The organism is Williamsia sp. z71 (assembly GCF_059553375.1).
The window spans coordinates 184556-198805 of record NZ_JCANWX010000001.1; the positions used below are offsets into that span (position 1 = coordinate 184556).

At 65.2% G+C, this 14250-nt stretch carries 9 protein-coding genes; 2 read left to right on the forward strand and 7 right to left on the reverse strand.

What is annotated here, in order from left to right; translation table 11 throughout:
- Window positions 1-202: 202 nt before the first annotated feature.
- The gene (locus tag AC51GR_RS00775) at window positions 203-1465 is read left to right on the forward strand and encodes a hypothetical protein (protein ID WP_496322721.1); all 1263 of its coding nucleotides are present in this window, start codon (window positions 203-205) and stop codon (window positions 1463-1465) included.
- Window positions 1466-1483: 18 nt separating this feature from the next.
- Here the strand turns inward: AC51GR_RS00775 and AC51GR_RS00780 are convergent, their stop codons facing one another.
- Window positions 1484-2092: a TetR/AcrR family transcriptional regulator gene (locus AC51GR_RS00780; protein ID WP_496322722.1), complete on the reverse strand. Its 609-nt coding sequence runs from the start codon at window positions 2090-2092 to the stop codon at window positions 1484-1486.
- Between the two features lie 120 nt (window positions 2093-2212).
- On the opposite strand from AC51GR_RS00780, the gene AC51GR_RS00785 reads away from it, so the two are divergent.
- Window positions 2213-3832, forward strand: a complete 1620-nt coding sequence (locus AC51GR_RS00785) for a DHA2 family efflux MFS transporter permease subunit (RefSeq protein WP_496322723.1) — start codon at window positions 2213-2215, stop codon at window positions 3830-3832.
- Between the two features lie 2 nt (window positions 3833-3834).
- Here AC51GR_RS00785 and AC51GR_RS00790 read toward each other — a convergent pair whose 3' ends face one another.
- The 6 genes from AC51GR_RS00790 to AC51GR_RS00815 all read right to left on the reverse strand — a co-directional run bounded on the left by AC51GR_RS00790 (window position 3835) and on the right by AC51GR_RS00815 (window position 14097).
- Window positions 3835-5346, reverse strand: coding sequence for a flavin-containing monooxygenase (locus AC51GR_RS00790; RefSeq protein ID WP_496322724.1), 1512 nt, complete (start codon window positions 5344-5346; stop codon window positions 3835-3837).
- A 34-nt stretch (window positions 5347-5380) separates the two neighbouring features.
- Entirely contained in the window at window positions 5381-6499 is a 1119-nt protein-coding gene (locus tag AC51GR_RS00795; RefSeq protein ID WP_496322725.1) for a PDR/VanB family oxidoreductase, read from the reverse strand.
- On the reverse strand, window positions 6496-7371 hold the full coding sequence (locus AC51GR_RS00800) for a metal-dependent hydrolase (protein ID WP_496322726.1): 876 nt from the start codon (window positions 7369-7371) through the stop codon (window positions 6496-6498). The genes AC51GR_RS00795 and AC51GR_RS00800 overlap by 4 nt, the downstream gene beginning before the upstream one ends.
- A gap of 24 nt (window positions 7372-7395) precedes the next feature.
- A complete protein-coding gene (locus AC51GR_RS00805) occupies window positions 7396-9189 on the reverse strand; it encodes an SDR family oxidoreductase (RefSeq protein ID WP_496322727.1) in 1794 nt (597 codons plus the stop codon).
- 152 nt (window positions 9190-9341) lie between these two features.
- Window positions 9342-10595, reverse strand: coding sequence for a pyridoxal phosphate-dependent aminotransferase (locus AC51GR_RS00810; protein WP_496322728.1), 1254 nt, complete (start codon window positions 10593-10595; stop codon window positions 9342-9344).
- 232 nt (window positions 10596-10827) lie between these two features.
- Window positions 10828-14097 carry a (Fe-S)-binding protein gene (locus AC51GR_RS00815; protein WP_496322729.1) on the reverse strand — a complete coding sequence of 1090 codons (3270 nt, stop codon included), beginning with the start codon at window positions 14095-14097 and terminating at the stop codon, window positions 10828-10830.
- Window positions 14098-14250: the final 153 nt, after the last annotated feature.

Genomic DNA, 14250 nt, shown 5'->3' on the forward strand with positions numbered 1-14250 from the left:
GGGCAATCGCCGACCGATGGCGGCGTCCGGTGCAACAATGTTCCGTGGTTCGAATGACTCGAGTCACACGGCAGATGCCGTCAGCTGATCTGACCACATAGCGCACAGTGGCCGGTCCCGAAGGCGACAGTGACAGTGACTCGGGGCAGAATGGCGACCGACAACGTTCGCAAAGGTGTGTCGGTCACGGCGGGGGGCAGTGGTGGATCACGATCCGGGAGAGGCGTTGGCACCTGGCCGGGTGGTCTGGCTGGACGCGGCGGTCTTCGCGGATATCCGGGAGATGCTGACCTCCACCCTGGGCGTACTCGGGCCGGCATTTGTGCTGATCGACCTCGACGACGGCGGTCTGCGCGGCGCGGCCGTGGATGCCGAGACCGGCCAATGCCTCATCGAACTCAACGACAACACCCTGCACTCGGCATCCTTCGATCGTGCGATGGCCGACCACCTGGTGCGCACCGGCAAGACCGCGATCCCCACAACCACCGAATGGGCCCGTGAGCTGGTCGGATTGATGGCGCAGGCGAGGGCGCTGCTGGGCAACTCCGAGGCCGTCTTCGTGATGGGCGAGCAGGACGTCGGCCTGCTCCGGGTCAACCGGGCAGATGTGGAAGAGGCCCTGAATCCGTCGGCGGTCCGGGCGACCAGTGTGGCCCGGTCGGTGTCGTTGGCGTCGCCGATCCCGATCAGTGCAGTGGTTGTGATGTCCCAACACGTCGAATGGCCGGGTCTGCTTGCCGAGCTGTCACAGGCTTTCGATGGACAGGTGCCGGTACTGCCGATGCTCACGACGCCGGAACCGGCCCGCGAGGGCAAGCATTCACATTCGGCAGCGCAGCGCGACCTCACCCCCGTCGCGGTGCCGCCCACGACTGCGGTGCCGCCCACGACCGCGGTCACAGCCCCGTCCCCGGTTTATGTTCCGAAAACGCGGAGCGAGCCGACACCGATGCCCGTGCAGGCGACGGAACCCGTGACGACCTCCGATCCGCTCCCGGACCCGCTGCCCGAACCCTTTCCCGGACCGGTCACCGAGCCGGCCCCGGTGTTCGATGCGCGGGCAGCGGAGCGTCGACGCAAACAGAATCGACTGGTGATGGCGGGCGCGGCAACAATCGCTGCGGTGATCGTGGCCGGCGGGATCACCGCGGCCGTCGGTCCGTGGCGGGAGGACACCACCGGCCTGGAGTCCCAGCGCTACCTGACGCCACCGGCCACGAGCGAGAGCGCCACAACCACCACCAAGGCGCCGGCAACCACCTCGACGAAGCCGTCCACCCCGCGGTCGGCGTCCGTGGTCCCGCCGATCGACACGGCGGCCGCGCTCGGCCCGATCGTCGTCTACACCGCGCCGCCACCACCGCCGCCGCCGCCGACCACGCGGCGTGCCACCCCACCACGCCCGAGGCAGAACACGATTCCCAATCCGATCCCTGGGCAGCCCCCGATCGTGCTGCCCTGACGGTTCTGGCCATTACGGCTAGGGCGCGACGCCCCGGCCGATCAGGTCAAGGGTCTGTTCGTAGACGATGGGCCAATGCGAGTTGCTGCCGGCAGGCCCGCCGCCGTCGAACTCACGACTGTCGAGCTCGAGGCTGACGGCGCCGTGCACGCAGGCCCAGATCTGCAACGTCAGGATCATCGGATCGCCGGCCCGGATGGTCCCCGCGGCCTGGCCGTGCCGAACGATCTCGGTCAGCGCATACAGCGCGGTGTCCGCGAGATCACCTTCCGGCCTGCATTGGCCGGAGAACATCAGCCGGTACAGCGTGGGCGACTGCAGGGCGAAGTCGCGGTATGCGATCCCGGAATTGCGGAGCCGGGCTCGCGGGTCGGAATCGGCTGTACCGCCGACCATTGCGCGTAGCCGCGTGAACCCTTCGGTGACCACTGCGGTCATCAGGCCGGCCTTGCCGTCGAAATGGTTGTAGACGCCCATGGGTGCAACACCGGCCTCGGTCGCCACCGCCCGAACCGTCAACCCTTTTTCGCCGTGTTCATCGAGGACGCGCAACGCCGCGGCGAGGAGCAATTTGCGCACGTCACCGGCCGGAGTTCTTGTTGCCGGTCCCGATGGTCTGACAGCCACGACGTCGATCCTTTCACAGCGGTTCTGGAAAAACCCTTGACACCTTTGTAGCACAGTGTTCTTCTTGAGTAGAACAGTGTCCTACAACAATAGATCAACCTTCTACTCGAGGAGCTTCCGATGAGTGACCGAACCTTGGTTGAGCCGGCGACCTCGCCGGCAACCGACAAGCGTTGGTGGGCACTTGTTGCCCTCTGTGGCGCGGTGCTGTTGGTGATGATCGACAACACGATCGTCAACGTGGCACTGCCGACCCTGAGCCGTGACCTCTCCGCCGACAACTCCGGTCTGCAGTGGGTCGTCGACGCGTACACGTTGACCTTTGCGGGTCTGCTGCTGACCGCGGGCCACTTCGCCGACCGCTTCGGCCGCCGTCGACTGCTGGTGATCGGTGTGCTCGGGTTTGCCGCGGTGTCGGTCGTTGCTGCCACATCGGAGACCCTGGGCCAGCTCATCGCCACCCGGGCCGGTCTCGGACTGTTCGCCGCGATGGTGTTCCCGGCGACATTGTCGCTGCTGATCGGACTGTTCCCCGACCTCAAGGAACGCGCGATCGCGGTCGGGATCTGGGCCGGTACCTCCGGCATCGCGGTGGCGATCGGGCCCGTGCTCGGTGGCTGGCTGCTCGAGCATTACTCCTGGTCCTCGGTCTTCTGGGTCAATCTGCCGATCGCGGCGGCGGTGCTCATCGGTGTCGCGCTCGCGGTGCCGAGCGGCGGCAAGGCGCAGCCGGGCCCCTTCGACGCAGTCGGCGCATTCACGTCCATCGCCGGTGTGTCGCTGCTGGTGTACACCGTCATCGAAGGTCCGAACCACGGCTGGGGGTCAGTCACCACGATTGTCGGATTCATCGGCGCGGCAGTCATTCTCGCGCTGTTCGTGCTCCGGGAGCTGCGGGCGACGCACCCGATCCTCAATGTCCGGCTCTTCGCCAACAGGCACTTCTCGGTCGCTTCGGGTCTGATCGCGGTGGCGTTCTTCAGCCTGTTCGGATTCATCTTCCTGATCACCCAGTACTTCCAGGCGGTCAAGGGATACGGCCCCCTGTCGGCCGGCCTTCACACACTGCCCTTCGCGGTGGTGATGGCGGTCTTCTCGCCGCTGGCAATGATCTTGGCGCGGCGCCTCGGTCCCGGCCGGGTCGCGGCGCTGGGCTCGGCCACGATGGCAGGCGGGTTTGCGCTGGTCCTACTGGCCGGTCGGGACGCGTCGTACTGGGGCCTGATCATCTGGTCGATGAGCTTGATGGCAATGGGACTCGCGCTGGTTCAGGGCCCGGCGACCAACATCATCACGAACTCCTTGTCACCGGAGCAGACCGGCGCCGGATCGGCGGTCAACGACGTGACGCGGGAGATCGGCGGAACACTCGGTGTGGCAGTTCTCGGCTCGATCCTCGCCTCGATGTACACCACCGAGATCGGAACACAACTCGACAATGTGGGTCTGCCGCCGGAAGCCGTTGACGCAGCGCAGAACTCGGTGATGGCCGGCGTTCAGGTGGCGTCGGAGGTAGGCGGGGCGCCAGGTCGGCAGATCCTGCTCACCGTCCAGGATGCGTTTGTCGACGGGTTGCACACATCGGTCATCGCAGCGATCGCCGCCGCCGGGCTCGCGGCACCGATCGCATGGTTCACGCTGCGCGGCAAGCAACTCGGCGACGCCGTGGTGGCCGACGTCGTCCCGGACGAGGACGCAGTGGACGGGGAGACGGTGGCCGAGGATGCGGCGACCCGCTGAACTCAGGCCGAGTATTCGTAGCCGTGCTTGAGGGCCTTGCGCAGTGAGAGTGCCGACTCGATTCGGGTGGTCGGCCGGAGGTAGGGCGAATCGCCCTGGGCGTTGATGTAGTACGTATTCGACCCGGCGCAGCGCGGACTTGCAAAGACCGTGCTGCGCACCTTCTTGCGCATCTTCTCCACGAAGTCGGCGGTCTGCGTGTCGGTGACGCTGACCCGCGACGAACCCGACGCAACGGCCTTGGCGACCACCTGCACCGCATGGGTGACGCACAGGTCGATGGTGTCGAACCACGAGAACCCGATGACGCCGTACGGTCCCGGAGCGAGGAACAGGTTGGGGAAGCCCGGAACGGTGATGCCCTCGTAGGCGTGCATCCGTTCCGATTCCCAGGTCGTCGCCAGATCTTGGCCGTCGATCCCGCTGATCTGGTAGGGCAGGTCGAAGATCTTGAAGCCGGTCGCCAGGATCAGGGCGTCGATCTCCAGGTTGCGACCATCGGCGAATTCGATTCCGGTGCTGGTGATCCGGCTGATCGGTGCGGTCTCCAGATCGACGTTGTCCCGGTTGAACGTGGGGAAGTAGTCGTTGGAGAACGACGGACGCTTGCACGCGTAGCCGTAGTGCGGGGTGAGCTGCTCGCGCAGGTGTTCGTCCTTCACCTGGCCGCGCAGATGTCGCAGACACAACTTCTCGACGCCACGGGTGATGGCCGGTAGTTGTTTGTTGTAGACGACGCCGACCGTTTCGGCGATCTCGAAGGTGGAGTCGATCAGGAAGCGGGGCAGCAGTTGAAGTTTGGGAATGCGGCGGTAGATGCCCCGCACCAGTCCGGGTACGGGCGCGTTGGGCTTGGGCAGGACCCAGATCGCGGTCCGTTGCAGGACCGTCAGGTGCTCCACCTGCGGTGCGATGGTGGGGATGATCTGGATCCCGGTGGCGCCGGTGCCGATGACAGCGACCTTCTTGCCGGTCAGGTCGTAGTCGTGGTCCCACGACGCCGACCGCAGGACTTTGCCCGAGAAGCTTTCCAGGCCGGGTAGATCCGGGGTGGCCGGGGTCGACAGTGCGCCGTGGCAGGAGATCAGGAACCGCGCGGTGACCGTGTCGCCCGAAGCGGTGGTGATGGTCCACAGATCGGTGGACTCATCGAAGTCGGCTGCGGTTACCGGGGTTTCGAACCGGATATGCCGGCGGATGCCGTAGCGCTCGGCGATGTCGCGGGCGTACTGCAGCAGCTCGGCACCGGGGGCGAAGACCTGCGACCAGTCGGGATTCAGTGCGAACTTGTACGAGTAGGTGACCGAGGGTATGTCGACCTCGACACCGGGATACTGATTGGCGAGCCACGTGCCACCGACATCATTGTTGCGGTCGAAGATGACGTAGTCGTCGATACCGCGTTCCTGCAACTTGATCCCGGCCGCGAGGCCACCGAAACCGGCGCCGATGATTGCCACGGTGTGATCAGGTGCGGCGGTGTGATCAGGCTGTCGGCGTTCGGCTGATGCCATGGGGGTCTCCTGGGCTGGGATCGGGTCTGGACTTTTAGAGGTCGAGCCGAAGGTGCTCGCCTGCGGCGCGCGATACGCAGGTGAGCATCACGCCGGCATCGCGTTCGGGTTCGGTGAGGATGTTGTCGCGGTGCTCGACGGCGCCTTCGAGTACCCGCACCTTGCAGGTTCCGCAGAAACCCTGCTGACATGAATAGGGGACCGACGGTAGCTCCCGCCGGATCGCGGCCAGAGCGGACTCCGTTGCACTGACCGGTATCCGGTGATCGCTCGAACGGAGACTGACCGTGAACGGCCTCCCGTCCTCCACCGGGGGCGGACTGAACCGCTCGAAATGGAGCTCGACGTCGCTGCGTCCGAGCAATTCGGTGCGGATCGCGTTGAGCATCGGCGGCGGACCGCAGCAGTACACGGCGGTTCCGGGCTCCATCGTCCCCAACAGGTCTGTGGCACCGGGTAGTCCGTGACGGTCGTCGGTGCGGATCGTGACCCTGTCGCCGTACTCGGCGAGTTCCGAGAGGAAAGGCAGCGAATCGGCACTGCGGCCGGTGTAGACCATCGACCAATCCAGCCCGAGACGCTGTGCCGCGCCGAGCATCGGCAGAATCGGAGTGATCCCGATACCGCCGGCGATGAATCGCAGGTTCTTTGCCGGAGAACCATGGCCGGGTGCGGCAAGCGGAAATGCGTTGCGCGGACCCTTGATCCGGACAGTGCTGCCCACGCGCAGGGTGTCATGGACCTCGATCGACCCGCCACCGCCGTCCGGGATCCGCCGGACGGCGATGCGGTACCGATGGCGGTCGGCAGGGTCTCCACACAGGGAGTACTCCCGCATTCGGCCCGACGGCAAGAGCAGGTCCAGATGTGCCCCGGCGTACCAGGGCATCAGTTCACCGCCATCAGGTGCGGCCATGGTCAGCGCGACCACGTTGTTGTCGTGGGCGACGACCTCGCGACCGACGACCTCCAGGGTGGTGACCCCACCGGTCTGATCGGGGATGTTCAGGCGGGTGAACCTGCCCCACAACGGAAACCAGACCTTGCCGATGACGTCGGCAATTCGCATCGCGGGATCATGCCGGTATCGGCCCCGCAGATGTGGCGGCGCGGCGGTCATGGTGGTGGTGTGCTCGAGGTGATGCTGATTCATTTGTGCGCGGCCCTTGCTGCCGGCGACGACGCGAGGTAGGCGACGGCCTGTGCCGTGGATCCGACCTGCGTGGGGCGGAACGACGGTTTGAAGTAGGTGAAGGTGGCCAGGATGATCGACCGCACGGTGGGTAGCAGACCTCGGCGCGCGCCCCGGAAATATCCGACCATCGTCTTGGCGTAGCCGATCTTGCCGGTCGGATCATTGACGGCCAGGAACCGGGTGCCCCGGTGGATCACGAACAGCAGAGCAGGCAGCACGGCCAGCATCGCCCGGCCGCGCTTGAGGTAGCTGTCACCGAAGTAGGTGGCCACGTCATGGGCCACTTCGCGGTGCTCGACCTCCTCGGCGCCGTGCCAACGGAACAGATCCGTCATCGCCGGGTCGGCGTTGTACTCGGTCCAGGTGTTGTTGAGGGAGAAGTCGCCCAGGATGGCGGTGTAGTGCTCGATGGCCGCGATCAACCAGAGCCGCTCGATCAGATGTTTGTGCCGCACATCGGCATCCGGGTGCCGGGATGGTCCGAGTACCTTGCGGAACACCCACTCCATCTGCCTCTGGAAGGGGGTGGGATCGAAGCCGCGCGCCTCCATGAATTCCCACAGCACCCGGTCGTGGGTCTCGGCGTGCATCGCCTCCTGGCCGATGAACCCGCGCATCGCCGCGGCGAGTTCCTCGTCCCTCACCAGCGGCAAGGCCTCGTTGTACGTCTGGACAAACCAGCGTTCCCCTTCGGGGAGCAGCAGGTTGAGCATGCTGACCACGTTGGACGGAACCGGATGATCCGGAATCCAGTGCAGCGGTGTGTCTGTCCAATCGAACTCGACGTTGCGAGCGTGGAGTTCGACCGGCCCCGTATCGAAGTTGTACATCTCGTCCTCCCGAAGATGTCGGCGCTAGAAGATCTTGGCGCGGGCGAGCCGGCGTGACAGCCCGGGAACAAAGCGGTAGATGCGGTAGCCGACCTTTGCTTCGATGGTCACCGGAACCACGGCCTTGTTGTCGGTGATGGCCCCGAGGATCGCGGCCGCGACGCGGTCGGGGGTGTAGCCACGCCGCTTGTAGCGTCCGCTCATCTTGTCTTGCCACTGCTTTTCGATATCGGCTGCAGCACCTGCGAATTCGGTGGTCGCGACGATGTTGGTGTCGACGATGCCCGGGCAGATCGCCGACACGCCGATGCGGTGCTCGGCCAGTTCGGCGCGCAGCGATTCGGAGAACATCAGGACCCCGGCTTTGGTGGCGGCATAGCCGCCCATGCTGTGCTGCGGGGTGAAGGCCGCAGCTGAGGCCAGGTTCACGATGTGTCCGCCGAGGCCGCGTTCGACCATCTTGCGACCGAAGACCCGGCTGCCGGTGATCACACCCATCAGGTTGATGTCGACCAGACGTCGGATCTGTTCGTCGGTGGCGTCGAGAACGTGCCCGGCGAAGCCGATTCCGGCATTGTTGATCATCACGTCCGCGATGCCGTGGGTCTTCGTGATCCGCTCGCCGAACTCGGTGAAGGCGTCGGTGTCGGCGACGTCGAGAGCATAGGCATGTGCGATGCCGCCGGTGGCGGCGATGTTTGCGGCGGTCTTCTGGGCGGCGTCGAGGTCGATGTCGGCCAGGACCACCTCGGCGCCGTTCTCGGCGAGGAGATAGGCGGTTTCGCGTCCGATGCCGCTGCCGGCCCCGGTGATGACTGCGAGTTTGCCGTTCATCGATCGATGGTCGCCCTGTTGGCGGGCTCGCGCGATGGCGGGCGACATCTCTGCTCCCCGGATCGATTCGATGAATTGCGTTGCGACGTCGGCCAGATATCCCGGATTGGTGTAGGGCAGCCAGTGTCCGGTGGGAGTGTCTTTGCGCCACAGCTGTTCTGCGAACTTGTGGGTGTTCGCGAAGATGGCCTTGCGTAGCGCGATGTCCCGGGTGTTGACCACCTCGAACACCGGAACCCTGGTGCTGCGTGGGTCGGGATTGGCGATCCGGTCACGGATGTTGGCGCGGTAGTAGCGCAGACCGGAGATGGCGTCGGCGCGGAATGTGGGTGCCAGGGTCATGTTCGCGGGATCGGTGCCCTCGATGCCGGCCAGGAACCGATGCCAGACCGGGGCGTGCAAACCGATGCCGAACAGTACCTTTGGCACCACCGGTAGCTGGAAGACGACGGTATATGCCGACGACAGGGCTTGGGACATGCCCTGTGCCAATGACTTCGGAGTCGGATGACTCAGGCGTTCGTGCGCCCACAGGCCGAGGTGGTCGAGGTTGGGGCCGGACACCGAGACGAACGATGCGATCCGCTCCTCGGCATCGGGCGTGGTGACGGCCTCCCAGGTCTGCACCGAACCCCAGTCGTGGGCGACAACGTGAACCGGGCGGTCGGGGCTCACCGCATCGATGACCGAAAAGAGGTCCGCGGCGAGTTCGGGTAGCCGATACGGCGCATCACCATCCGGGCGGTCACTCTCGCCGTACCCGCGGGTGTCGTAGGCGACCACGTGATAGCGCGATGCCAGCTCTGGCGCGACCTGCGTCCAGAGGAGATGGGTGTCGGGCCAGCCGTGCACCAGAACGACGGTCGGCCGGTCGAACGCGGACTCGCCGAGCTCGAAAACCGCCAGCCGGACACCGTCGCGGACAACATCTTGCCGGCGCCATGAGATCGGCGACGCGGACGTCTCATCATCGATAGCGGTCATCAACTCCCCTTTGAGTTCGCCGTGATGCATTAGACGTTACCAGCAGTCACATATAAATCAAGAGCCCGTGACCTGCAGAAACCCACCAGAAATAGCCATACCCACCAGTTGTGGCTGGTGGGTATGGCTGAACCGGGTGGGGCCTTGGCGGGCTACTGCTTGTAACTGGCCAGGAAGTTGCCCAGGCGGTCGATCGCGTCGACCAGGTCGCGGGACCAGGGCAGGGTGACGACCCGGAAGTGGTCCGGACTCGGCCAGTTGAAGCCCGTTCCCTGGACCACCAGGATCTTCTCGCGCAGGAGCAGATCGGTGACGAACTTCTCGTCGTCATGGATCTCGTGCACTTCCGGGTCGATCTTCGGGAACGCGTAGAGCGCGCCCATCGGCTTCACGCAACTGATGCCGGGGATCTCGTTGAGCTTCTCCCAGGTGACATTGCGCTGTTCGAGTAGCCGTCCGCCGGGAAGGACCAGCGCGTCGATGCTCTGGTAGCCACCGAGCGCCACCTGGATTGCATGCTGGCCGGGCACGTTCGCGCACAATCGGGTCGAGGCGAGCATCTTCATGCCGTCGACGAAGCCCTTTGCGTGATCCTTGGGCCCGGTGATGGCGACCCAGCCGGCGCGGTAACCACAGACGCGGTATGCCTTGGACAGCCCGTTGAAGGTGAGGCAGAGCAGGTCCGGCGCGAGCGAGGCGATATTGATGTGCTTGGCCTCGTCGTAGAGGATCTTGTCGTAGATCTCGTCGGCCAGGATCAGCAATGAGTGCTTGCGCGCCAACTCGACGATCTCGGTGAGGACCTCGTGCGAGTAGACCGCGCCCGTCGGGTTGTTGGGATTGATCACCAGAAGGGCCTTGGTGCGCGGGGTGATCTTCGATTCGATGTCGGCGATGTCGGGGTTCCAGCCGTTGGCCTCGTCGCACGCGTAGTGGACGGCCTTACCGCCGGACAGCGCGGTCATCGCGGTCCACAGCGGATAGTCCGGAGACGGGATCAGGACCTCGTCGCCGTCATCGAGCAGCGCCTGCATCGTCATGGTGATGAGCTCGGAGACACCGTTGCCCAGGATCACGTCGTCGACGTCGAAGAAGGGGAAGTCGGGCAGCAGCTCGTATCGGGTCACCACCGCCCGGCGCGCCGACAGGACGCCCAGGGAATCGCTGTAGCCCTGCGAGTAGGGGAGAGCGTGAATCATGTCGCGCATGATGACGTCAGGGGCCTCGAAGCCGAACTGGGCAGGGTTGCCGATGTTCAGTTTGAGGATCCGATGGCCCTCTGACTCGAGGCGGGCCGCGTGGGCGGTGACGGGTCCGCGGATTTCGTAGGCGACGTTGCGAAGCTTTGCCGATTGTTCGAGGGGTTTCAGGTCGCGGTAAACATGCGAAACGTGTGGTCTGCTCACGTCTCTCATGGTGCCAGTACCGGGCAAGTGGGTTTCGGCCTGAGAGGGGTATTGCCTCGAACTCGTCGAATTTCTGTCCTCTGAGCCCCGGAAATTGCGGTTGGAACGGGCCCAGATGTCCGATTTTTCGTATCGAAAACGGTCGCGACCGCCGATTTGGCGTTGAACCTCGCCAAGACCGGCGGCCGCGACCGCGTTCAATGTGATGTTTCTTTAATTTTTACCCGGTCGGTCAGCTCTTGCCCGGGCGCTTCTTGCCGGCCGCGATGCCGAAACCTTTGGCCTTGGCCGGTCCGGTTTCGCTGAGTGTCCGCGCCTCACCGTTGGTCGACGGGGTATCCGCCGGCGCGGCATCCTGAGTGGACTCGGCCGGAGTTGCCTCGGGCTCTGTCGCCTCGGGTTCGGTCGCCTCGGGTTCAGTTGCCTCGGGTTCGGTCGCCTCGGGCTCGGCTGGTGCCGGCGCTGCCGCGGCGGGCTTCGGCGCTCCGGGACGTTTTGCTCCCGGACGCTTGGCCTTGCCTCCGATGGCCAGACCCTTCACCGGAACAGTGGGCTCCTTCGGGGCCTCGCTCACCGATTCGGTGGCAACTTCTTCCGGTGCGGCCTCGGCAGGAGCCGATGCCTCGGCAGGTTCTGCTGCAGGCGCCGCCGCGGGCTTGGCTGCCCCTGGCTTCTTGGCTGCGCCGCCGGGCTTGGGTGCTCCCGGACGCTTGGCGCCGCCACCGATGGCCAGACCCTTCACGGGTGCGGCTGCCGGCTTGGCCTCTTCGGGTGCGGCCTGCGCTGCCGGTGCCTGGGCAGGTTCTGCTGCAGGCGCCGCCGCGGGCTTGGCTGCCCCTGGCTTCTTGGCTGCGCCGCCGGGCCGGGGTGCTCCCGGACGCTTGGCGCCGCCACCGATGGCCAGACCCTTGGCCGCCGGTGCCGCGGTTTCGGTTGCAGCGGACTCGGCTGCCGGCGCCTCGGTTTCAGCCTGCGCCGGTGCTGCTGCTGCCGGCTTTGCCCCACCTGGTTTGGGAGCTCCGCCGCCGGGCTTCTTCGCGCCGCCGCCGATACCGAGTCCACCCGGCTTCTTTGCCGCGCCGCCGGGCTTGGGTGCGCCGCCGGGCTTCTTGGCCCCGCCGCCGATACCCAATCCGCCACCGATCTTGGGCTTTTCGGCCGTGTCGGTCGAAGCGGTGGCCGCGGCAGGTGCAGCTGCCTTGACCGGCTCCGGTGCCTTCTTCTCTTCCGGCTCGATCGTCGGAGCCGAGAGACCGAGCGACGCGGCTCCGAGGAACCGTCCACCACGCTTGATCTCGGGAGCACCACGCTTGACGGACTCGAGGATCAGCTGGGCGACGTCGACGACCTCGACCTTGCCCTCGTTCTCGGTACCCGACGTCTGGGCGGTGACACCGTCGGTCAGCATCACCTTGCAGAACGGGCAACCGGTGGCAACCTTTTTGGGGTTGGTGCCCAGGGCCTCGTCGACCCGATCGATGTTGATGCGCTTGCCGATGCTCTCTTCCATCCACATGCGGGCGCCACCGGCGCCACAGCACATCGACCGCTCGCCGTGGCGAGGCATCTCCCGGAGAGTTGCGCCCGAGGCGGCCATCAGCTCACGGGGAGCGTCGTAGACCTTGTTGTGGCGTCCCAGGAAGCAGGGGTCGTGGTAGGTGATGTCCTCGTTGACCTCGGCGACCGGGATCAGGCGCTTGTCGCGAACCAGCCGGTTCAGCAGCTGGGTGTGGTGCACGACCTCGTACTTGCCACCCACCTGCGGGTACTCGTTGCCCAGGGCGTTGAAGCAGTGCGCACAGGTGACGACGATCTTCTTCTTCTGCTGCGGAGCCGTGGCGAAGACCTCTCCGAGCATCTCGATGTTCTGCTGCGCCAGCATCTGGAACAGGAACTCGTTGCCTGCGCGGCGAGCGGAGTCACCGGTACAGGTCTCACCCTCGCCCAGGACCAGGAAGTCGACAGCCGCGATGTCGAGCAACTCGGCGACGGCCTTGGTCGTCTTCTTGGCGCGGTCCTCATAGGCGCCGGCACAGCCGACCCAGAAGAGGTATTCGAAACCTTCGAAGCTCTCGACGTCCTTGCCGAAGACCGGGATCTCGATGTCCATCTCGTCGATCCACTTGGTGCGGTCCTTGGAGTTCTGGCCCCAGGGATTGCCCTTGTTCTCGAGGTTCTTGAACAGTCCGGCGAGTTCGGTCGGGAAGTCCGACTCGATCAGCACCTGGTAGCGGCGCATGTCGATGATGTGGTCGACGTGCTCGATGTCGACGGGGCACTGTTCCACACAGGCACCACACTGGGTGCAACTCCACAGCGTCTCGGTGTCGATGACAGCGCCGGTTGCGCCTTCACTCTCGCCGACGAGCTTGCGCTCGGCCTCGAGGCGGGCGGACTCGGGAATCGCGTCGAGCTTGTCCTGGAGGACGTTGCCGTCGGCGTCGACCAGGCCCACCTCGTCGCCGCCCAGGTCTTTCTTACCGCCGGCCAACAGGTATGGCGCCTTTGCGTTGCCGTGGTCACGCAGCGACATGATGAGGAGTTTGGGCGAGAGCGGCTTTCCGGTGTTCCACGCGGGGCACTGGCTCTGGCAACGACCACACTCGGTACACGTGGTGAAGTCGAGCCAGCCCTTCCAGGAGAAGTCCTCGATCTTGCCGGCACCGAAGGCGTCGACGTCGGGGTCCGCGGTCTCCATGTCGAGGACCTTGCCCCCGGAGATCATCGGCTTGGCAGCACCGAGTGCGACGCCGCCGTCGTCCTCACGCTTGAAGTAGATGTTGAAGAACGCCGCGAAGCGGTGCCAGGCGACGCCCCAGGTGATGTTGCGTCCGACGGCAGCGAGCCAGATCATGCCGCTCATCAGCTTGATCAGGGCGAAGACCGAGACCATCACCGCGCTCGCGGGCAGGAGCTTGGCGACCTGCATGGTGAAGAAGTCCGAGCCGGCGTTGGCGTGGCCGTAGGTGGCGATCTTGCCGGCCTTGACGAAGATCATGCCCAGGCCCTCGAGCAGGACGACGATCTCGACGAAGTACGCGGCACTGAAGTTGGAGCCGCCGAACCGGGACAGGCGCTCGGGTACGCGCGGGTGATTGAGCTGCCGGATGATGATCAGCACGATGATGCCGATCACGGTGCCCAGGCCGAGGATCTCGTCGAGGAGATGCCAGGCGAAGGTGTCACCGAACAGCGGCCAGTGGAACTTCGGATCGAACGTCTGTCCGTAGGCCTCGAACCACAGCAGTGATCCGAGCAGGAAGCCGATCATCACCAGCCAATGCGCCCAGCCGACGGTCCGGAACTTGTTCATCCGGGTGTGGGCGATGAACTCGACCATCATCGTCTTGAAGCGCGGGATGAAGGGGCGCCAGCGATCCGGGGCCGGCTGACCCTTCATGATCGTTCGGAAGATGCGGCTGACTCCGCGAAGGAATAGGGCCCAACACACGAGGCTCAGGAGCGCCCCGATGGTTCCCAGGGTGATCGTCGTGGCATTCACGGCGTCTCGACCTTTCTATAACCGAACTTCCCGACTTCCGGTGTATGTATCCCGAAACAGAAGGCGGGCGTTCAACGGGCTGGCAGTACACAGCGCAGAGCACACGCAGTGTTCTCCGATATGTACGTTAAGGCTTTGCTTCTCAGCACTATT